General features: G+C 74.0%; 19 protein-coding genes and 1 pseudogene. 12 read left to right on the top strand and 8 right to left on the bottom strand.

What is annotated here, in order from left to right; genetic code table 11:
- Window positions 1-34: 34 nt before the first annotated feature.
- The 6 genes from M4D82_RS04760 (at window position 35) to M4D82_RS04735 (ending at window position 5,705) form a co-directional block, all read left to right on the top strand.
- Window positions 35-382, top strand: coding sequence for a TlpA family protein disulfide reductase (locus tag M4D82_RS04760; protein ID WP_249764826.1), 348 nt, complete (start codon window positions 35-37; stop codon window positions 380-382).
- Between the two features lie 342 nt (window positions 383-724).
- The gene (locus M4D82_RS04755) at window positions 725-1,243 is read left to right on the top strand and encodes a flavin reductase family protein (protein ID WP_249771465.1); all 519 of its coding nucleotides are present in this window, start codon (window positions 725-727) and stop codon (window positions 1,241-1,243) included.
- 203 nt (window positions 1,244-1,446) lie between these two features.
- Window positions 1,447-2,232, top strand: coding sequence for an electron transfer flavoprotein subunit beta/FixA family protein (locus tag M4D82_RS04750; RefSeq protein WP_249764825.1), 786 nt, complete (start codon window positions 1,447-1,449; stop codon window positions 2,230-2,232).
- A gap of 57 nt (window positions 2,233-2,289) precedes the next feature.
- Complete coding sequence (locus tag M4D82_RS04745; RefSeq protein WP_249764824.1) at window positions 2,290-3,264, top strand: electron transfer flavoprotein subunit alpha/FixB family protein; 975 nt, start codon at window positions 2,290-2,292, stop codon at window positions 3,262-3,264.
- Between the two features lie 174 nt (window positions 3,265-3,438).
- Window positions 3,439-4,335, top strand: coding sequence for a S41 family peptidase (locus tag M4D82_RS04740; protein ID WP_249764823.1), 897 nt, complete (start codon window positions 3,439-3,441; stop codon window positions 4,333-4,335).
- 71 nt (window positions 4,336-4,406) lie between these two features.
- A complete protein-coding gene (locus tag M4D82_RS04735; RefSeq protein WP_249764822.1) occupies window positions 4,407-5,705 on the top strand; it encodes a DUF6986 family protein in 1,299 nt (432 codons plus the stop codon).
- A gap of 62 nt (window positions 5,706-5,767) precedes the next feature.
- On the opposite strand, the pseudogene M4D82_RS04730 reads toward M4D82_RS04735, so the two are convergent.
- Window positions 5,768-6,976: pseudogene (locus M4D82_RS04730) on the bottom strand (MFS transporter); the annotation flags it as partial.
- Between the two features lie 56 nt (window positions 6,977-7,032).
- Between M4D82_RS04730 and M4D82_RS04725 the strand changes: the two are divergent.
- Complete coding sequence (locus M4D82_RS04725; protein WP_249764821.1) at window positions 7,033-8,022, top strand: ArsR/SmtB family transcription factor; 990 nt, start codon at window positions 7,033-7,035, stop codon at window positions 8,020-8,022.
- Window positions 8,023-8,061: 39 nt separating this feature from the next.
- Here M4D82_RS04725 and M4D82_RS04720 read toward each other — a convergent pair whose 3' ends face one another.
- Window positions 8,062-9,048: a LacI family DNA-binding transcriptional regulator gene (locus M4D82_RS04720; protein ID WP_249771463.1), complete on the bottom strand. Its 987-nt coding sequence runs from the start codon at window positions 9,046-9,048 to the stop codon at window positions 8,062-8,064.
- Between the two features lie 207 nt (window positions 9,049-9,255).
- Here M4D82_RS04720 and M4D82_RS04715 point away from each other — a divergent pair, with 207 nt between their 5' ends.
- A complete protein-coding gene (locus tag M4D82_RS04715) occupies window positions 9,256-10,293 on the top strand; it encodes an NUDIX hydrolase (protein ID WP_249764820.1) in 1,038 nt (345 codons plus the stop codon).
- 12 nt (window positions 10,294-10,305) lie between these two features.
- Here the strand turns inward: M4D82_RS04715 and M4D82_RS04710 are convergent, their stop codons facing one another.
- Entirely contained in the window at window positions 10,306-11,775 is a 1,470-nt protein-coding gene (locus M4D82_RS04710; protein WP_249764819.1) for an MFS transporter, read from the bottom strand.
- Window positions 11,772-12,725, bottom strand: coding sequence for a class I SAM-dependent methyltransferase (locus tag M4D82_RS04705; protein WP_249764818.1), 954 nt, complete (start codon window positions 12,723-12,725; stop codon window positions 11,772-11,774). Before M4D82_RS04705 ends, M4D82_RS04710 begins: the two co-directional genes overlap by 4 nt.
- A 77-nt stretch (window positions 12,726-12,802) precedes the next feature.
- Between M4D82_RS04705 and M4D82_RS04700 the strand changes: the two genes are divergently transcribed.
- Entirely contained in the window at window positions 12,803-13,387 is a 585-nt protein-coding gene (locus M4D82_RS04700; protein WP_249764817.1) for a helix-turn-helix domain-containing protein, read from the top strand.
- Between the two features lie 18 nt (window positions 13,388-13,405).
- On the opposite strand, the gene M4D82_RS04695 is transcribed toward M4D82_RS04700, so the two are convergent.
- Both M4D82_RS04695 and M4D82_RS04690 read right to left on the bottom strand, forming a co-directional pair.
- Entirely contained in the window at window positions 13,406-14,107 is a 702-nt protein-coding gene (locus M4D82_RS04695; protein WP_249764816.1) for an MBL fold metallo-hydrolase, read from the bottom strand.
- Between the two features lie 109 nt (window positions 14,108-14,216).
- Window positions 14,217-15,581, bottom strand: a complete 1,365-nt coding sequence (locus M4D82_RS04690) for a dipeptidase (protein ID WP_249764815.1) — start codon at window positions 15,579-15,581, stop codon at window positions 14,217-14,219.
- 319 nt (window positions 15,582-15,900) lie between these two features.
- On the opposite strand from M4D82_RS04690, the gene M4D82_RS04685 reads away from it, so the two are divergent.
- The gene (locus M4D82_RS04685; protein WP_249771461.1) at window positions 15,901-17,091 is read left to right on the top strand and encodes a geranylgeranyl reductase family protein; all 1,191 of its coding nucleotides are present in this window, start codon (window positions 15,901-15,903) and stop codon (window positions 17,089-17,091) included.
- Window positions 17,092-17,299: 208 nt separating this feature from the next.
- Here M4D82_RS04685 and M4D82_RS04680 read toward each other — a convergent pair whose 3' ends face one another.
- Entirely contained in the window at window positions 17,300-17,605 is a 306-nt protein-coding gene (locus M4D82_RS04680; protein ID WP_249764814.1) for a DUF6332 family protein, read from the bottom strand.
- A gap of 61 nt (window positions 17,606-17,666) precedes the next feature.
- Window positions 17,667-18,422 (bottom strand): maleylpyruvate isomerase family mycothiol-dependent enzyme, encoded by a 756-nt coding sequence (locus M4D82_RS04675; RefSeq protein ID WP_249764813.1) that lies wholly within the window; start codon window positions 18,420-18,422, stop codon window positions 17,667-17,669.
- A gap of 42 nt (window positions 18,423-18,464) precedes the next feature.
- Here M4D82_RS04675 and M4D82_RS04670 point away from each other — a divergent pair, with 42 nt between their 5' ends.
- Both M4D82_RS04670 and M4D82_RS04665 read left to right on the top strand, forming a co-directional pair.
- Window positions 18,465-19,121, top strand: coding sequence for an alpha-ketoglutarate-dependent dioxygenase AlkB family protein (locus M4D82_RS04670; protein ID WP_249764812.1), 657 nt, complete (start codon window positions 18,465-18,467; stop codon window positions 19,119-19,121).
- Window positions 19,122-19,289: 168 nt separating this feature from the next.
- Window positions 19,290-20,534 (top strand): ROK family protein, encoded by a 1,245-nt coding sequence (locus tag M4D82_RS04665; protein ID WP_249771459.1) that lies wholly within the window; start codon window positions 19,290-19,292, stop codon window positions 20,532-20,534.
- Window positions 20,535-20,622: the final 88 nt, after the last annotated feature.

Here is a 20,622-nt window from a genome sequence, read left to right as displayed (position 1 = left end):
AGGTGTGCTGGAGCCAGGGTAGACAGGAGTGGGTGTGCGCGAGGAAGAGGCGGGCGGGACGGTCGCCCGGGGACGGGGGCCGCTGGGCGCCGGCGAGCTGGGGCGGGCGCCCGGGGAGCGGGCCAGCCTGGTCCAGTTCTCCAGCGCGTTCTGCCGGCCCTGCGCCGCCACCCGAAGGATCCTCGCGGAGGTCGCCGCGATGGTGGACGGCGTCGAGCACATCGAGATCGACGCCGAGGGCAACCTCGAACTGGTGCGGGCCCTGGCCATCGCGAAGACTCCCACCGTCCTCGTCCTGGACGCCGCCGGCCGGATCGTGCGCCGGGCGGAGGGCATGCCGCGCAAGGCGGACGTGATCGCCGCCCTGGGCGCGGCGGTCTGACCGGGACGGCGGTCCCGCGCGGGGGCGTTGGGCCGGGGCGCGGGGCGGCGCCGAGCGCCGTCGGCGCCGCCCGGCGGGGACCCGTACCCCCGTGCGCGCGCCCGTACGCAGCGTGACGCGCCTGACATCTGCCCGCTGCGGCTTGACTGTGTACGCGTGAGATCGCCAGGCTGACGGCATGCGGTATGAACTCCTGCTTTACGGGCGGGTCCATGTGGACCTCGTCCGCCACGCGAGCGCGCGCTGTTGGGATCGCTGAACGCCCCCGGCCCCCGATCCCCGATCGCGTCCGCGCCTCACGCGGCAGAAGGAAGTCCTCCCATGACGGCCCCCACGGTCCCGATGGCCCCGCCCGCCCCCTTCGACGAAGGTCGCCCCGTCCTGCCCGGCTCGCCCGAGCTGCTCCGTTCCGTCTTCCGGCGGCACGCGGCCGGTGTCGCCGTGATCACCGCGGAGCGCGGGGGCAGCCCCGCCGGCTTCACCGCGACCTCGCTCAACTCGGTCTCCGCCGACCCGCCGATGCTCTCGTTCACCATCGGTACCGGGTCTTCCAGTTGGCCGGCCGTGCGCGACAGCGAGTACCTCGGCGTCCACATACTCGGCGAGCACCAGCGGGAGCTGGCCGGCCTCTTCGCGCGCAGCGGCGCGGACCGCTTCGGCCCCGGCACCGCCTGGGCCGAGGGACCGCACGGCGTGCCGCTGCTCGACGGGGTGCCGGCCTGGCTGGTGTGCCGGGTGGTGGCCCGGGTGCCGGCCGGCGGGCACCGGGTGGTGATCGCGGAGGCCGTGGCGGGGGATCCGGCCGGGGAGGGTCGTCCGCTGCTCTACCACCAGGGGCGCTTCAACGCGTTGCGCGACTGAATCGTCCCTGCTGGGGAGGGTTCGGGCGGCGTTGGCCAGATCACAGTTCGGCGGCCTTGCAACCCGGGACGACCCGCTGTGTACTGACGAGTAACATTCCCTTCGGAGCGCGGCCCGCCCCGACCGGGATCCGCCCCACAAGGCGCTTATGCTGCCTGCACAAGGCGGTACCAGTTAAAAGACGATGCGGTAGGAGAGCCGGCGTGAGCCTGAGGATCGTTGTCTGTGTGAAGTACGTGCCCGACGCCACCGGCGACCGGCAGTTCACCGAGGACCTGACCGTGAACCGCGACGACGTCGACGGCCTGCTGTCGGAGCTCGACGAGTACGCCGTCGAGCAGGCCCTGCAGATCGCCGACGAGGCGGACGACGCGGAGATCACCGTCCTGACCGTCGGCCCCGAGGACGCCAAGGACGCGCTGCGCAAGGCGCTGTCGATGGGCGCCGACAAGGCCATCCACGTCGAGGACGACGACCTCCACGGCTCCGACGTCATGGGCACCTCGCTCGTGCTCGCCAAGGCCATCGAGAAGGCCGGCTACGACCTGGTCATCACCGGCATGGCCTCGACGGACGGCACCATGGGCGTGCTCCCCGCGATCCTGGCCGAGCGCCTGGGCGTCCCGCAGGTCACCCTCCTCTCCGAGGTAAAGGTCGAGGACGGCACCGTGACCGGCCGCCGCGACGGCGACACCGCGAGCGAGCAGCTGGAGGCCTCCCTCCCCGCGCTCGTCTCCGTCACCGACCAGTCCGGCGAGGCCCGCTACCCGTCCTTCAAGGGCATCATGGCCGCCAAGAAGAAGCCGGTGGAGTCCTGGGACCTGTCCGACCTGGACCTGGAGTCCGACGAGGTCGGCCTCGAAGGCGCCTGGACCGCGGTCGACTCCGCGGCGCAGCGCCCGGCCCGCACCGCGGGCACGATCGTCAAGGACGAGGGCGAGGGCGGCAAGCAGCTGGCCGAGTTCCTGGCCGGCCAGAAGTTCATCTAGAACTTCCGCCGCCCCTTCCCGCCCCCAGATACTTCGCAACAGCAGGAGAGCAGTCCCATGGCTGAAGTTCTCGTCTACGTCGACCACGTGGACGGTGCCGTCCGCAAGCCCACCCTTGAGCTGCTGACGCTGGCCCGCCGCATCGGCGAGCCCGTCGCCGTCGCCCTCGGCGCCGGTGCCGAGGCCACCGCGGCCGTGCTCGCCGAGCACGGCGCCGTCAAGGTCCTCACCGCCGACGCCCCCGAGTTCACCGAGTACCTCGTGGTGCCGAAGGTGGACGCGCTCCAGGCCGCGTACGAGGCCGTGTCCGCCGGGGGCTCCCTGGCCGCCGTGCTCGTCCCGTCCTCCGCCGAGGGCAAGGAGATCGCCGCGCGTCTGGCGCTGCGCATCGGTTCCGGCATCATCACCGACGCCGTCGACCTGGAGGCCGGTGACGAGGGTCCGGTCGCGACCCAGGCCGCCTTCGCCGCGTCGTTCACCACCAAGTCCCGCGTGTCCAAGGGCACCCCGGTCATCACCGTGAAGCCGAACTCGGCCCCGGTCGAGGCCGCTCCGGCCGCCGGCGCCGTCGAGGCGCTCGCCGTCACCTTCGGCGCCCTGGCCACCGGCACCAAGGTCGTCTCGCGCACCCCGCGCGAGTCCACCGGCCGTCCCGAGCTGACCGAGGCCGCGATCGTGGTCTCCGGCGGCCGCGGCGTCAACGGTGCCGAGAACTTCGCGATCATCGAGGAGCTCGCGGACTCCCTCGGTGCCGCCGTCGGCGCCTCCCGCGCCGCCGTCGACGCCGGTTGGTACCCGCACTCCAACCAGGTCGGCCAGACCGGCAAGTCGGTCTCCCCGCAGCTGTACATCGCCTCCGGCATCTCGGGCGCGATCCAGCACCGCGCCGGCATGCAGACCTCGAAGACCATCGTGGCCATCAACAAGGACGCCGAGGCCCCGATCTTCGACCTGGTCGACTACGGCGTGGTCGGCGACCTCTTCGAGGTCGTCCCCCAGCTCACCGCCGAGATCAAGGCTCGCAAGGGCTAGTCACGCTTCGGGAGCCGGTGAACCGCGTACCGGCTCCTCGAACGTACCGACGAGGGCCTTCCGGGCCCGGTGTGGACGTCACCGTCCGCCCCGGCTCCGGGAGGCCCTCCGGCGTGTGCGGGGGCCGCGAAAACCGCTCGTCACGGGCGTGATCACGGCCTACGATGCCGCATCATGATCACCAACGAACAGATAATCGCGCAGGGCCTGGACCGGATCCGGGCAGGGTATGTCTTCCCCGAGAAGGCCGTGGACGTCGACGCCGAGATCCGGCGCCGCCTGGACCTCGGGGCGTACGCCGGGCTGGACGGGCCGGGCCTTTGCGAAGCGGTCACCGCGCACCTCCAGGAGGTGTGCCCGGACAAGCACCTGCGGCTGCTGTGGACGGACGAGCCGCAGTCCCTGGAGCCGGCGGACCAGGACGAGGGGCGGGCCGCCTTCCTCGACCTGCTCCGCAGGGAGAACCAGGGCGTTCGCCGCGTCGAGCGGCTGGACGGGAACATCGGCCTCATCGACGTCCGGTGGATCGCGACCGCCGACGGCGGCGCCGCCGTGATCGGCGCGGCGATGCACCTGGTCGCCTCCAGCTCGGCCCTCGTCCTGGACCTCCGCTCGTGCCGCGGCGGGGCGCCGGAGGGGGCCGCGATGTGGTGCAGTTACTTCTTCGGCGACGACCAGGTGCACCTGAACGACATCTACGACCGGACCTCCGGCGAGACCCGCCAGTTCTGGACGCTCCCGCACCTTCCCGCGCCCCGTTACACCGACCGCCCCGTGTACGTGTTGACCAGCGCGACCACCTTCTCCGGCGGTGAGGACGTGGCGTACACCCTCCAGGCGCACGGCCGCGCCGTCCTGGTCGGCGAGACCACGCGGGGCGGCGCGCATCCGACCGTCCGGCACCCGGTCACGGAGCACATCCTCGTGACCGTGCCGACCGCCCGGTCGATCAACGCCGTCACCGGCACCAACTGGGAGGGCGTCGGCGTGGTCCCCGACATCCCGGTCCCGGCGGACGAGGCCCTCGACCGGGCCTTGGAGGCCGCACGCGGTGGGGGGAACATTGACTGAGCGGAACCCCGTGACTAAATTCTGCTATGCGGATCTAAGCTTCCGTGAAGCGGAAAAGAGGAGAGTGCACGATGGGTCAGCAGGAGAAGGTGGCGACGAGCCTCGCAGGCGCGGTCAGCGAGGGCATCAGCGCCTCCCTGGCGCCGGTGGACGCGGAACTCGCGCGGCACTACCCGGGCGACCCCGGCACCCGTCAGCCCATCCACACCGTCTACGTCCCCGGTGACGTCTTCGCGGCCGACACCATCCGCTCCTGGGGCGACCAGGCCCTCGCCGCCCTCGACGAGCACGCCCCCGACGCCGCCACCTTCGCCAAGGTCCTCGGCATCTCCGACGAGCTGGCCGTACCGGTCTACGAGCGCGTCCGCGCCAAGCTGCGGACCGAGCCCATCGAGGACCTCCGCGTCGACTTCGAGGACGGTTTCGGCGTCCGCTCCGACGAGGAGGAGGACCAGGCCGCCGCCCGCGCCGCCCGGCTGATCTCCGAGGCGTACTCCAACGGCACCAACGCCCCGTACATGGGCATCCGCATGAAGTGCATGGAGTCCAACGTCCGCGACCGCGGCATCCGCACCACCGACGTCTTCCTGTCAGGCCTCCTCGCCCACGGCGGCCTCCCGGACAACCTGGTCCTGACCCTCCCCAAGGTGACCTACGCCGAGCAGGTGTCCGCGTTCGTCAAGCTGCTGGAGGCGTTCGAGACCGCGCGCGGCCTGCGTCCGGGCCGGATCGGCTTCGAGATCCAGATCGAGACCAGCCAGTCGATCCTGGCCTCCGACGGCACCGCCACCGTGGCCCGCATGATCGAGGCCTCCCAGGGCCGCGCCACCGGCCTGCACTACGGCACCTTCGACTACAGCGCCTGCGTCGGCGTCTCCGCCGCCTACCAGGCCAGCGACCACCCCGCCGCCGACCACGCCAAGGCGATCATGCAGGTCGCGGCCGCCGGCACCGGCGTGCGGGTCTCCGACGGCTCCACCAACGTGCTGCCGATCGGCACCACCGAGAAGGTCCACGAGGCCTGGAGGCTGCACTACGGCCTCACCCGCCGCGCACTGGCCCGCGCCTACTACCAGGGCTGGGACATGCACCCGGGCCACCTCCCCACCCGCTACGCGGCCGTCTTCACCTTCTACCGCGAGGGCCTGGAGACCGCCGCCGCCCGCCTCAAGGCCTACGTCGCCAAGATCGAGGGCGACGTGATGGACGAGCCCGCCACCGCCAAGGCCCTGGCCGGCTACCTGGTGCGCGGCCTCGACTGCGGCGCGGTCGGCATCGAGGAGGTCACCTCCCTCACCGGCCTGACCCGCGCCGAACTCGACGCCTTCGCCATCCCGCGTCGCTCGGCGACCCTGACGGCGACCGCCTGAGCCACGCGGGCCGCGCGCCCCGCGCTCTTCGAAGGGCCCGTCCGGACATGTCCCGGGCGGGCCCCGCCGCGTTCGGCGCCGCGTCCGGCCGCAGCCGCGCGGTGGAAGGCCAGGGCCAGGGCGGCGAGTACCGCCACGAGCCCGCACACGCCCGGCCACCCGGCGAGGCCGTACGTCCGCACTCCCAGCCAGGAACCGGCGCTTCCGCCCAGGTACGCGCACGTCATGTAGGCGGTGTTGAGCCGGCCCCGGGCGTCGGGGCGCACGCCGAAGACGCGGGCCTGGTTGGCGACCGTGCCGCACTGCAGGGCGACGTCGAGCAGCAGCGTGCCGACGGTCAGCGCGACCATCCCCGACACCCCGCCCCGGGCCCCCGCGACCAGGACCGCCGCCGCGAGGAGGACACCGACCAGGCAGACGAGGTTCACACCGTCGGGCCCGCGCCGGTCCACCAGGCGTCCGGCGAGCGGGGTGCACAGCATGGTGACCCCGCCGACCAGGGCGAGCAGCCCCACCGCCTCGGTGCCCAGGCCGTAGGCGGGACCGGTGAGCAGGAGCGCCAGGCAGGTCCAGACGGCCGAGAAACCCCCGAAGACCGCGGCCTGGTAGAGGCAGGAACGGCGCAGTTCCCGCTCGTCGCGCAACAGGCGCAGCGCATCGGCCAGGAGCGTCCCGTAGGGACTGCGGGAGGACGGGGTCGTGGCCGGGAGGGTGCGGGCGAGCACGGCCGAGAGGAGCAGGACGACGACGGCGGCCGCCAGGTACGGCGCCCGCCAGCCCAGCCGTTCGCCGAGCGTCGAGCTGAAGGTACGGGCCAGCAGCATGCCGCCGATGGAGCCGCTGAGCAGGGTTCCCATCACCGCTCCGCGTCGGTCGGGAGCCACCAGTCCGGCCGCCATGGGGGCGATGACCTGCGCGGCCACGGTGGTGACCCCCACGCACAGGCCGGCGCCGAGGAGGTAGGGCAGGGCGGGCGCGCATCCGGCGGCGAGCAGGGCCGCGCCGGAGAGGGCGAGCAGGGTGACGATGAACGGCCGGTGCGGGAGCCGGTCGCCGAGCGGGACCAGCAGGAACATCCCGGCGGTGTAGCCGATCTGCGTGGCCGTCACCGCCAGGGAGGCGGTATCGGGGGAGGTGCCCAGCCCGGTGGCGATCAGGGGGCTGACGGCCTGCGGGAAGTAGATGTTCCCCACGGCCACGGCGCAGGTGAGCGCCAGGATCAGGACCGTCGCGCGGCTCAACTCGGCCCGCCGGCCCGCTGCGTGTGTCATGCGTACGAGTCCACGGCACGGGCGGCCCGTCGCCAATCGATGTAGCGTACGGCTTAATGATCAGCTTCGGGCTCGGCGTCGAGGACCTCGCCGACACGCGGTTCGCGGTCTCGCCGCTCGGCGAGACGGTCTTCAGCCTGCGCGTGCTGCGCGAGCCCGGCCTCTCCGCCCTCCACCTGCCCTGGCGCAGGTCCGTCCTCGGCCGCCTCGGCGGCCTCGACACGGCCTTGTTGCTGTCCCTGGTGGCGCAGCGGCGCACCCTGCCGGACTTCCTGACCCCGCCGCCGGCGAGCTTCGATCCCTCCTTCGAGGAGGAGTTGGGAGCCGTCCGCGCCACCCCACCGGACCTGGTCCGACGCGATCTGCTCGCCGCGCACGCCCCGGATCCCCTTCCCGCGCCCATCGAGGACGCCTACCGCGCCGACGACGCGAAGGTGATCGCGGTACGGGACGCCATCTGCGAGGTCCTGGAGGCGTACTGGGAGATCGCCATCCGTCCGATGTGGCCGCGGATGAGGCTGCTGCTGGAAGCGGACATGACCTACCGCGCGCGACAACTCGCCGTGGGCGGCGCTCGGCGGCTGTTCGCCGGCATGCACCCGAACCTGCACTGGCACGAGGGCGTGCTCCACGTCGACCGGATGATCCACAGTCACCACGTCGAGGCGCGCGGCCGGGGGTTGCTCCTCGTCCCCTCCGTGTTCGTCCACAAGCCGGCGCCGCCCGTCAGCCCGCAGGAGGCGCCCCTGCTGGTGTACCCGAGCCGGGGCGTGGCGACGATGTGGACCCCCGTGCCCACCGCCGACGCGTCCACGCTGGACGCGCTGCTCGGCGCCCCCAGGGCGCGGCTGCTGCGGGTCCTCGACGAGCCGCTGCCCACGATCGAGATCGCCCGCCGGTTCCGGGTCACCCCGAGTGCCGTCTCCCAGCACCTGCGCGTCCTGCACGGCGCGGGTCTGTTGACCCGGGCCCGGGACGGGCGGCTGGTGCTGTACCGACGCAGCCCGCTGGGTGACCGGCTGGTGGGCCCTGAGCCGCCGGGCTGAGCCGCCCGACCGCCCGCCCGAGGTGGCGGGCGGGGGGCGTCAGGGCGTCGGCGGGAGTTCGCCCGAGCCGCGCGGGATCAGGCGCGTCGGGAGTTCGATGCGGGCCGGGGGGAGGTCGGCGCCCGCCAGGCGCTGGAAGAGGCGGTCCGTGGCCACCCGGCCGAGGGCCGCCGCGTCCTGGGCGACCACCGTGACCCCCGGGCGCAGCAGGTCGGCCAGCTCGAAGTCGTCGAAGCCGACCAGCGCCACCGGCCGGTCCCGGTCCGCGAGGACTCGTACCACCGTGACCGTCACCCGGTTGTTGCCGGCGAAGAAGGCCGACACCGGCTCGGGGCCTTCGAGCATCGCGCGGGCCGCCGCCGCGACCCGTTCCGGGGCCGTGGGGCCGACGGACACCCAGGATTCGGCCACGGGCAGGCCCGCGTCCGCCATCGCCGCCCGGTAGCCGCGCAGACGCTCCGTCGCCGTGTGGATGTGCGGCTGGTCGCCGATGAAACCGATCCGGCGGTGCCCGCCCGCGATCAGGTGCGCCACCCCGTCGCGGGCGCCGCCGAAGCTGTCCGACAGCACCACGTCCGCCTCGATCCGACCGGCCGGACGATCGACGAACACCATCGCCATCCCCGCCCGGATCTCCGGTTCCAGATAGCGGTGGTCGTCGCCGGCCGGGATCACGATCAGCCCGTCCACCCGGCGGGCGCACAGAGCGAGGGCCAACTCCCGCTCGCGTTCCGGATCCTCGGCGCTGGACCCGTTGATGAGCAGCGCGCCGTGCGTACGGGCCACCTCCTCGACGGCCCGGTTCAGCGGACCGTAGAAGGGGTCCGCGAGGTCCTCCAGGACCAGCCCCACCGTCGCCGTACGCCCCTTGCGCAACACGCGCGCGCTGTCGTTGCGGCGAAAGCCGAGCGCCTCGATGGCCTCCTGGACCCGCTGCTCGGTGTCGGGGGTCACGCCCGGTTCGCCGTTGACGACCCGGGACACCGTCTTCAGACCCACGCCCGCCCGTGCCGCCACGTCCTTCATGGTCGGCCGGTTGCCGTAGCGGGGCTCGGACGGGCGGCGGCTGTGCGGCACGGTGGGCAAACCTCCGGGGCGGTGGCGCGGACGGTGGGCGGGCAGGGCCCTGACCTTGAGGATAAGCACTCGTCCGGTGCGCGGGTTTCCGTGGCAGAGTGATGCGGGCAAGCCAGTGGGGGGCTTCGGAGGCGAGCCATCGGGAGAGGGGTAGACGTGATTGTCTGGATCAACGGCACGTTCAGTGCCGGGAAGACCAGCACGGCCCGCGAGCTGACCGGACTCCTACCGGACAGCACCCTGTACGACCCGGAGCTCATCGGCGACGCGCTGCGCGCGCTCCTGCCGCGCAAACGCCTCGCGGAGGTCACGGACTACCAGGACCTCCCGAGTTGGCGACGGCTCGTGGTGGACGCGGCGGCGGCCCTGTTGGCCGAGGTGGGCGGGGTGTTGGTCGTACCGATGACGCTGCTGCGCCAGGAGTACCGCGACGAGATCTTCGGGGGGCTCGCCGCCCGCCGGATCCCGGTACGACACGTGCTGCTCGCACCGGCGGAAACGATCCTGCGGGAGCGGATAGCGACCCGACGGGAACCGGGGCCGCCGGAGCTGGTCGACGTCCACGTCAGGCAGTGGGCCTACGACCACCTCCCGGTGTACCGGCAGGCGCTCGGCTGGCTGACCGCCGACGCGCACGTCATCGACAACGGACACCTGACGGTCCGGGAGACGGCCCAGCGCATCGCCGAGGCCGTACGCACCGACACGGCGACGGTCTGCGACATCGTGCAGACACCGGAACCGACGCGCGAGACGGTGGCCTCGGGCGTGCTGTTCTTCGACGCCGAGGACCGGGTGCTCCTCGTCGATCCGACGTACAAGCCGGGCTGGGAGTTCCCCGGCGGCGTGGTCGAGCCCGGCGAGGCGCCGGCGCGGGCGGGCGTACGCGAGGTCGAGGAGGAACTCGGCCTGACGCTGGACCGGGCGCCGGACCTGCTCGTGGTCGACTGGGAACCGCCCCGCGCACCCGCCTACGGGGGACTGCGGCTCCTCTTCGACGGCGGCCGGCTCGACCCGACGCTGATCGCCCGACTGCGCCTGCCCGGCCCCGAGTTGCGGGCCTGGCGCTTCGTCACCGAGCCGGAGGCCGCCGAGCTGCTGCCGCCGCAGCGCTACGAGCGCCTGCGCTGGGCCCTGCGCGCCCGCGAACGCGGGCGGCCGCTGTACCTGGAGGCCGGCCGGCCCACGCCGTGACGGGGCGGATCGTCACCGCACGCGCGGTGCCCGGCGGCGGGCGAGCGTCCGGCCGGCCAGGGCCACGGCGAGCGCCGCGACGATCAGGGCCGCGGTGACGGCGTACGTGATCCGGGTGCCGGTGGCGACGGCCCCCGGGTCCGCCGTCGTGACCTCCGCCGCCCCCGACGCCAGGGCGAACACGGCCCCCATCGCCGAGGCGCCGGTGATCAGCCCGAGGTTGCGCGACAGGTTCAGCAGCCCCGACACCACGCCCCGCCGGTCCGCGGGCACGTCCGCCATCACGGCGGCGTTGTTCGCCGTCTGGAACACGGCGTAACCGCAGGTGAGCAACGCCAGCGGGGCGACGTGGCCGGGGACGCCGAGCGCCGGGGACGTCAGTGCGAGCAGACACGCGCCGACGGCCATGGCGAGCAGTCCGGCGACGGTCGTCCGGCGGGCGCCGAACCGGTCGGTGAGGCGCCCGGCCGGTACGCCGGTCAGCGCGGCGACGAGCGGACCGACCGCCAGGACGAGGCCGGTCAGGGCGGCGCCCTGCCCGAGCGCCCGCGAGAGGTGGAAGGGGCCGACGACGAGCGTCGCCATCACCACCGTCGAGACGAGCGCGCTCATGACCAGACCGGCGCTCAGCTCCGGGTCCCGGAACGCCGACGGCCGGATCAGCGGCGCCGCCGCCCGCGCCTCGACCCGTACGAACAACACGGCCCCGCAGACGGCCACGGCCGACAGCGCCCAGGTCGTCGGGCCGAACGCGCCCCGCCCCAGGGTCATCGCGAGCGCGTACGCGGCCAGGGTGACGGCGAGGAGCACGGTGCCGGGATGGTCGAAGCGGGCCCCGCCCTCCGCCCGGGGCGCGGGCCGGTCGGCGGGCAGCCCGCGACGGGCCAGGAGGAACGCCGCCACGCCGAGCGGCACGTGGACGAGGAACAGCGCCCGCCAGCCGGGCCCGGCCAGCAACACCCCGCCCAGCGACGGGCCGAGCGCGGTACCGATCGCGGAGGTGGTGCCCAGCAGGCCCATGGCCCGGCCGGTGCTCTCGCGGGGGACGGCGTCCGCGACGAACGCCATCGTCAGGGCCATCATCACGGCCGCTCCGAGACCCTGCGCCGCGCGGGCGGCGATCAGCAGCCCGAGCGTCGGGGCGAGCCCGCACAGCACGGAGGCGGCGGTGAACACGGCGATCCCGGCCAGGAGCAGCCGGCGGCGGCCGAGGAGGTCACCGAGGCGTCCGGCACTGACGATCAGGGTGGTGACGGTGAGGAGGTAGGCGAGGACGACCCACTGGACCTGCGGGAAGGAGGCCGCGAACGCCTCGGCGAGGGTGGGGAGGGCGACGTTCGCGATGCCGGCGCCGAGGGAGGACAGCAGCATGGACAACGCCAGGGCCGCCAGGGCCCATCGCACCGGCGCCGGCCACGCCGCCGGCGCCGCGGGCGTGGCCGGCGCCGGTGCGCCGGGGCGGCGCGCGTCGAGGGGTCTCACGAGGACGCCCGTACACCGGTGAAGACCGTGACGGCGGACAGGAGGAAGGCGTCGGGGCGGCGCAGGATGCCCTGCTCGGAGGCGGGGTCGACCAACACGTCGAGGGTCTCCACGTCGGCCGCGTCCAAGGCCTCGTCCATCTTTTCGCGCAGCCGGGACAGTTGCGCGTGCAGGAAGGCCCGGCCCGCGTCGTCGAGCGGCGCCGGCAGGTCGAGCAGCGCCGTGAAGGAGCGTACGTCGGTCAGTCCGGCCCGGCCGAGCATCGCCGGCCAGTCCTCCACGACGGGGGCGCTGCCGGGCAGGCCCTCCCGCATGTCCTGGAACCAGCCCTCCTGGGCGGCGTCCAGCCGGGCCTGGAGCCCCGGCCGGCCCAGGCCGATGTCGCGCGGCAGGAACCGCATCGGCAGACCGCCCTCCGCCACGGCGAGCATCCCGCCGGGCCGCAGTACGCCGACCAGCGCGTCGAGCGCGCCCTGCTGGTCGCCGAGGTGGTGCACGGCCTTGCTGCTCCAGACGAGGTCGGCCGTGCCGAGGTCGGAGGCGATCCCGGTGGCGCCGTTCAGGTCCTCGGGCAGCAGCGTGTGGTGGACGGCGACGCGGCCGGCGAGGCCCAGCCGGTCGGCGCGGGTCAGGGTCCGCTCCAGCAGCTCGGGGGTGCCGTCCACGGCGAGCACCTCGGCATCCGGGAAGGCCTCGGCGAACACGCAGGCCATCACGCCGGGCCCGCTGCCGATGTCGAGGACGCGACGGACCGGCCGGTCCGGGCCGAGGAGGGTGCGCAGGCGGTCGGCGACCTGGAGGTGGGCCGGGAGGTGGACCTCGGCGTTGCTCTCCAGGTGGTCGGCCAGCGCCGCCCAGTCGACGTCGGTGTCGCCGTGGCCGTGGCCGTGCGTGTGGCGGTGCCGGTGCTCGTGTCGTCCCGCGGAGGCGTCGTGCTCGTGTGCGTTCATGCGGGGAGGGTGCGCCCGGCCCGGGAACTTCGGCAACTTCCGTTGCCGATTCCGGGAAACCGGGGTGGAATGCCTCCATGGACACACCGCAGCCCTACCAGACGGTCCTGGACGAGGTCGCCCCCCGACTGAAGCGGCTGCGCGCCCAGCGGGGTCTGACCCTGGCCGCGCTCTCCGAGGAGACGGGCATCTCCAAGAGCACCCTCTCGCGGCTGGAGTCGGGGCAGCGCCGCCCGAGCCTGGAGCTGCTGCTGCCGCTGGCGGGCGCGTACCGGGTGCCGCTGGACGACCTCGTCGGCGCCCCGGAGGTGGGGGATCCCCGGGTCCGGCTGAAGCCGCACCCCCTGCCCAACGGCGGCACGGTCGTCCCGTTGACCCGGACCCCGGGGCCCCTCCAGGCGTACAAGATGATCATCAACGACCGGGGTTCCGAGCCCGACCGGCGTACGCACGAGGGCTACGAGTGGCTGTACGTGCTCGACGGCCGGCTGCGGCTCGTCCTCGGCGACCACGACCTGACACTCGGACCCGGCGAGGCCGCCGAGTTCGACACCCGCGTGCCCCACTGGTTCAGCAGCGCGGACGGGCGGCCCGTCGAGGTGCTCAGCCTCTTCGGCAGGCAGGGCGAACGCATGCACGTCCGAGCCAAGCCGCAGACGTAGTCCCTCCGGAGGCTGCTCTCAACCCGCCGCCTCGGCGGACTCCGCCGCCGCGAGCAGCGTCTGCGCCGTGTCGGTCACCCATGGGTCGCCGTGCCCGAAGCAGGCCACGGACGGGGCGAGTTCGGCCAGGCGGCGGAAGGACGCCATGGCCTGAACGCGGTCCACGTTGAACACGCCCAACATCACCTGCCCCACCCCGGCCACACAGTCGCCGGTGAACAGGACGCCGTGCCGAGGCAGGTGCAGGCCGATGCTGCCCGGAGTGTGGCCCGGGGCGTGGACCACCACCGCCCCTTCGCCGAAGGGCAGCACCTCGCCGTGCTCCAACTCCCGGTCGACCGGGGTCGGCGGGGCCTCCGGAACTGTCAACCCCTGTGCGTACAGGGGGAGTTCCCAGTCCAACAAGGCCGGTTCCGGTACGGGCAACTCGCCCCGGATCACGGGGGCGTCCAGGCGGTGAGCCCACACCCGGGCGTCCCGGCGGGCGGCCAGTTCGCCGGCCGCGCCCACGTGATCGCGGTGGCAGTGCGTCAGGACGATCCGCTCCAGCCGCTCGGGCAGCAGCCCGAGGGAACGTATCGCCTCCTCGATCGCGTCGGCCGATCCGGCGTGACCGGCGTCGATGAGGGTGAGGGCTTCGCCGTCCTGCCAGAGGTAGGCCTGGCCGATCGGGAAGCGGAGCATGTGGAGCCGGTTCGGGAGCACTTCTACGAGATCCATGCGGGAGAACGTAGACACCCGTACCGGCTTCGCGCGCGGGACTTCACCAGGAGCGGACTACGCCCGGGGCGTAGTGCGCCCCGGGCGAAATCCGCGTACCGCCGGCGGGTCAGCCGCGCTTGGACTCCGCGTAGTTCACCAGGAACAGGGCCTCCGCGACCGACAGTCGCTCCAGCTCCTCGGGGGACACGCTCTCGTTCACCGCGTGGATCTGGGCCTCCGGCTCGCTCAGGCCGATCAGCAGCATCTCGGCGTCCGGGTAGAGCGAGGTCAGGGTGTTGCACAGCGGGATCGACCCGCCCATACCGCTGACCTGCATTTCCTGGCCGGGGTAGGCGACGCTCATCGCCGCCGCCATCGACGCGTACGCCGGGCTGTCGGTGTCCGCCTGGAACGGCTGGCCCTGGCCGACGACCTCCAGCTCCAGGCGGGCCTTCCACGGGGTGTGCGCCACGAGGTGCGCCTCCAGCAGCTTGATCGCCTCGGCGGTGTCCACGCCCGGCGGCACGCGCAGGCTGATCAGCGCGCCGGCGCTCGCGTGCACGGACGGGGTCGCGCCGATCACCGGCGGGCAGTCGATGCCCAGGACGGTGACGGCGGGCCGGGCCCAGAGCCGGTCGGCGATGGTGCCCTCACCGATCAGCTCGACCCCGTCCAGCACCTTCGCGTCGGCGCGGAAGTCGGCCTCCGGATACTGCAGGCCCTCCCACACCGCGTCCGACGCCAGACCGTCCACGGTCGTGGAACCGTCGGCCGAGCGCAGCGAGGCGAGCAGCTGGATCAGCGCGGCGAGCGCGTCGGGGGCGACGCCGCCGAACATGCCGGAGTGCAGGTTCCCGCCCAACGTGTCGATCTTGACCTTGATCAGGGTCATGCCGCGCAGGGTGGCCGTGACGGTGGGCAGGCCGAGACGGAAGTTGCCCGCGTCACCGATGACGATGGTGTCGGCGGCCAGCAGCTCCGGGTGCGCCTCGGCGTACTGCTGGAGGCCACCGGTGCCCTGCTCCTCCGAACCCTCGACGATCACCTTCACCGAGACCGGCACGCCGCCGTTCGCCTTCAGCGCGCGCAGCGCCAGCAGGTGCATGATGAACCCGCCCTTGCAGTCGGCCGCGCCGCGCCCGTACCAGCGGCCGTCGCGCTCGGTCAGCTCGAAGGCGGGGGAGATCCAGGCGGCCTCGTCCAGCGGCGGCTGCACGTCGTAGTGCGCGTACAGCAGGACGGTCGGGGCGCCTTCGGGGCCGGGCAGGAAGCCGTACACGGACTGGGTGCCGTCAGGGGTGTCGAGCAGCGCGACGTCCTGGAAGCCTTCGACGCGCAGGGCGTTCGCCACCCAGGCCGCGGCGGCCTCGCTCTCGCTCTGGGGGAACTGCGCCCAGTCCGCGACCGATTGGAAGGCCACCAACTCGGCCAGCTCCGCCTTGGCGCGGGGCATCAGCGAGGCGACGGTCTCGGCGATCGGATTCTGGGACATGGGCACGCTCCTCGTGGGTGCGACGTTGTATGGGTGCCGGGGTACGGCAGGTACGGCGGTATGACAAAAGCAGCGGGTACAGCGGTATGACAAGAACAAGGTGAAGCCGGCATCGATCCTCGCACAGAGGGCCCGGTCTCAGTCTCGCCGTAGGATTTCCACGGCATCCGAGCAACCGCGTGATCAGGAGCAGCAGCACATCGTGAGCAGCGACGACGACGTACACGGCGCAAGCGCAGGGCAGGCCGCTCAGGGGGCGGACGAGGGGACGACGCCGGCCGCGGCGGAGGGTACGGGGGACGGGGCGACCACGGGCGAGGTGTGGGACGTCGTGGTGGTCGGCGCCGGACCGGCCGGCGCCTCGGCGGCGCATGCGGCGGCCACGGCCGGCCGGCGCGTCCTGCTGTTGGAGAAGGCCGAACTGCCGCGCTACAAGACCTGCGGCGGCGGCATCATCGGCCCCTCGCGCGACGCCCTGCCGCCGGGCTTCGTGCTTTCCTTCCAGGACCGCGTCCACGCGGTCACCTTCTCCCTGAACGGCAAGCTGACGCGCACCCGCCGCTCGAAGGGCATGCTCTTCGGGCTCATCAACCGGCCCGAGTTCGACGCCGCGCTGGTCGCGGAGGCCGAGAAGGCCGGCGCGACCGTGCGGACGGGCACGGCCGTCAGCCGCGTCGAGCAGCACGGGGCGGCGGTGCCCGACCGGCGCACGGTCGCCGTGGTGCTCGCCGACGGCGAGACGGTCCTGGCCCGCGCCGTCGTCGGCGCGGACGGCAGCGCGAGCCGCATCGGCGCGCACGTCGGGGTGGAGATGGACCAGGTCGACCTGGGCCTGGAGGTCGAGATTCCGGTACCGGCCACGGTGGCGGAGGACTGGAAGGGACGGGTCCTCATCGACTGGGGCCCGCTGCCCGGCAGTTACGGCTGGGTCTTCCCCAAGGGGGACACCCTCACCGTCGGCGTCATCTCGGCGAAGGGGGAGGGCGCGGCCACCAAGCGGTACCTGGACGATTTCATCGCCCGCCTGGGCCTGGCCGGCTTCGAGCCCGCCGTCTCCTCCGGGCACCTGACGCGCTGCCGCACGCCGGACTCGCCGCTGTCGCGCGGCCGGGTCCTGGTGGCGGGGGACGCGGCCGGGCTGCTGGAGCCGTGGACGCGTGAGGGCATCTCGTTCGCGCTGCGCTCGGGACGGCTCGCGGGGGAGTGGGCCGTGAAGATCTCCGAGGCGCAGGACGCGGTGGACGCGCGGCGTCAGGCCCTGAACTACGCCTTCGCGGTCAAGGCCGGGCTCGGGGTGGAAATGGCCGTGGGCAAGCGGATGTTGACGGTGTTCGAGTCCCGTCCGGGGATGCTGCACGCGGCGATCACCGGATTCCGGCCGGCCTGGCTGGCGTTCGCCCGGATCACGCGGGGTGCGACGACGCTGGCGGACATGGTCCGTACGTACCCGATGGCCCGTAAGGCCCTGCACCTGCTGGACGCCCGTCAGGCGCGCGACGGCCGCGCCTGAGTTCCCGGCTAGGGGGTGTCTTTCGGGTCAGGCCGGATCAGGGAGCGGTGCCGGCCACCGCGAGCCCGGCCTGATCCGAAAGACACCCCCTAGCTCCCGCCGCCCGGCCCGGAGGCCGCCCTCGACGCGCGACGCGCGGCGGGGCGGGCCACCGCGCCGGGCGGCGGCGTGTGCGGGGGGAGGCGGTGCGGTTCGGCGCCGGGACCGACTACGCTTCCACGCTCGGCTGACCCCCCTCGCCGCCGGTCCCGGTTTTCGCTCCCGGCCCCGCCCCGGGCCCGCGGCGCCCGAACCGCCACAGGACGCGCACGACCCGCACCACGAAGACCACCCCGGCCAGGACGGTCCCCGCCACCACCACGGCGTTGCCCGCCGCCCGGCCCGGCAGCGGCAGCAGCCACGCGACCGCGCACCCGGCCGCGAACACGAGTGCGGCGGCGAGGCACCCGGTGACGAAGGCATAGCCGATCTCGACGGTGACCGCGTCCCGCTCGGCCGTGGTGCGTCCGCTCATGCGGGGCAGTGTCACCCCACGCGCAGGCCCCCACAAGCACGCCACCGGCCGGCCCCCGACGTCAGATCCCGGACGTCGCGCTCCACAGCCGGGCCACCGCCGCGTCGCCGGTGACGCCGGGTCCGGTCAGCGGGAGCCGGTTCCACAGGGCGGCGTACAGCCAGGCCGCCTCACCGGTCACCTCGCAGTCGGCCGGCTCGCCCGTGTCCCCGCGCACCGTGCGGGCCGGTTCCCTCGACAGGTGCACCGTCCACACCGCGCCCGTGTCGGAGGCCCGTACCCGCAGCACGCGCGGTTCCTCCGTACGCACCCGGCTGCGCGGCCGGGCGTGGAAGCCGGTCAGCAGCTCGTCCACCCCGTCCTCCGCGAACCGCGCCCCCACCGGCCCGAAGGCGAAGCCGGCCTCCGCCCCGAGCGCGGACTGCGCGTCGAAACGGTGCACGGTCGTCTCGTGCGCCTGCCGCCGCGCCCAGAACGCCACCGGGGACGGCGGGGCCGTCGGCAGGAAGGTCCAGCACATCAGGTCGGCCGGGGCGTCCGTCAGGGTACGGACCAGCGTCGCGTGCCCCTCCCGGAACCAGGGCAACAGCTCGGCCCCGGGCAGCTCCGGCCCGTCCGGGAACGGCACCGGCTCCACCAGGCCGTCCGCCACGAACCCGGTCGCCCAGCGATGCACCGCACCCGTATGCCGCAGCAGATCGGCCACCCGCCACCCGGGACACGTCGGCACCGGGGTCTCCACGCCCGCCCGTTCGGCCACGTCGGCGAGCAGCTCGCCTTCCCCCGCGAGGGCCTCCACGTATTCGATGATCTTCACGCGGCGAGTCTGCCGGCCGCCCGCCCGCCGGACAATGGAGAAGTGAACGGTGAACTCTTCCCGCGCGAGCGGACCGAGATCGCACCCGGCGCCGTCCACCTGCCCGACTGGCTCGGACCGCGCCGCCAACACGAGCTGCTCGACGCCTGCCGCGCCTGGGCCCGCCCGCCCGCCGGCCTGCGCACCGTCCACACCCCCGGCGGCGGCACGATGACCGCCCGGCAGGTCTGCCTGGGCCGGCACTGGTACCCGTACGGCTACGCGCGCACCGCCGTCGACGGCGACGGGGCCCCCGTCAAGCCGATGCCGGCCTGGCTCGCCGAGCTGGGCCGCGAGGCCGTCACCGCCGCCTACGGGACGCCCCCGCCGCCCGAGGACGCGTACGACATCGCCCTGATCAACTTCTACGCCGGCGACTCCCGCATGGGCATGCACCGCGACGCCGACGAGCGCTCCCCGGCCCCGGTCGTCTCGCTGAGCCTCGGCGACTCCTGCGTCTTCCGCTTCGGCAACACGGTCACGCGCGGCCGGCCCTACCAGGACGTGGAGCTGCGCAGCGGGGATCTCTTCGTGTTCGGCGGCCCGAGCCGGATGGCCCACCACGGCGTCCCCAAAGTGCTGCCCGGCACCGGGCCGCCGGACCTCGGCCTGACCGGTCGGCTGAACGTCACCCTGCGGGTGGGCGGACTCGACGCATAGGGGACGCCCAGGGCACGGCGTGCCGTGGCGTGCCGTGTCGGTGCCCGCCGGCGCCCCCGGTGTCCCGATCATGCGAGGATCCATGTCATGAACGGCAACGGGGCCCCGCCGAGGGTCGGGGATGTGTCCACGGTGTCCGCCGGCTCGGCGGGGTCCGGGGCGGCCGCGATGTCCGCGGCTTCCGGCGCCTCGGCCGCTTCCGCCGCCTCCGCGCGCAGCCGGCTGGAGCGCGGCCGCGGCGCGCTCGGCCCGGCTCTGGAACTCGTCCACACCGGCCGGGCCCCGACGCGCGCCGTCCTGACGGCCGAACTCGGCGTCACCCGCGCCACCGCCGGAGCCGTCGCGGCCGAACTGGAGGCGCTCGGGCTGATCCGCGTCGACTCCCGCCCCGGCGGCGCCGGCGGCGCCCAGGGCCGCCCCTCCCACCGGCTCGCCGTCGAGGAGAACGGCCCGGTGGCGCTCGCCGCGCAGGTGCACCCCGACGGGTTCCGCGCCGCTCTCGTCGGCCTCGGAGGGCGGATCGTCGCCACCGCCCCCGGCAAGATGACCGTCTCCGCCGACCCCGCGCAGGTCCTCGACGCGGTCGTCGCGGCCGGCGCGGAGCTGCTGGCCGAGACCGGGCGGCGCTGCATCGGAGCGGGCCTCGCCGTGCCCTCGGCGGTCGCGGAACCCGAGGGCACGGCCCTCAACCCCCTGCACCTGGCCTGGCCGGCCGGCTCTCCCGTACGGGCCGTCTTCGCCGAGCGCGTGAAGGCGGCCGGGATCGACGGACCCGCCCTGACCGGCAACGACGTCAACCTGGCCGCGCTCGCCGAGCACCGGCACGGCGCCGGCCGCAGCGCCCAGCACCTGCTGTGCGTGGCCACGGGGCACCGGGGCGTCGGCGGGGCGCTGGTCCTGGACGGCCGCCTGCACAGCGGCAGCGCCGGCCTGGCCCTGGAGGTCGGCCACCTCACCGTCAACCCGGAGGGCCGCCCCTGCCACTGCGGCGGACGCGGCTGCCTGGACGTCGAGGCCGACCCGCTGGCCTTCCTGACGGCGGCGGGCCGCACCCCCGGCCCGGAGGTGTCCCTGCTCCAGCAGGCCCGTGACCTGCTGCGCACCGAGTACGCCCGGCCCACCGTACGGACGGCCGCCGAGGAACTCATCGACCGGCTCGGCCTGGGGCTGGCGGGCCTGGTCAACATCCTCAACCCGGACCGGATCATCCTGGGCGGCCTGCACCGCGAACTGCTGTACGCCGACCCGGAGCGGCTGCGCGCGGTGGTCGCGGACCGCAGCCTGTGGGGGCGCAGCGGGGGCGTGCCGATCCTGCCGTGCACCCTCGACCACAACAGCCTGGTCGGGGCCGCCGAGCTGGCGTGGCAGCCGGTCCTGGACGACCCGCTCGGGGCGCTGGGCACGCCGGCCTGAGCCCGCCGGGACGGCAACGCCTGCCCCCGGCCCTGCCCCTTGCCCCGGGCCCCGGCTCCCCCGGCCGGGTCCCGGACGGGGGAGCCCG

Source organism: Streptomyces sp. RerS4, assembly GCF_023515955.1.
In the GTDB taxonomy this organism is placed as follows: Bacteria; Actinomycetota; Actinomycetes; order Streptomycetales; family Streptomycetaceae; genus Streptomyces.
This window is presented reverse-complemented; position numbering and strand designations above follow the sequence as displayed.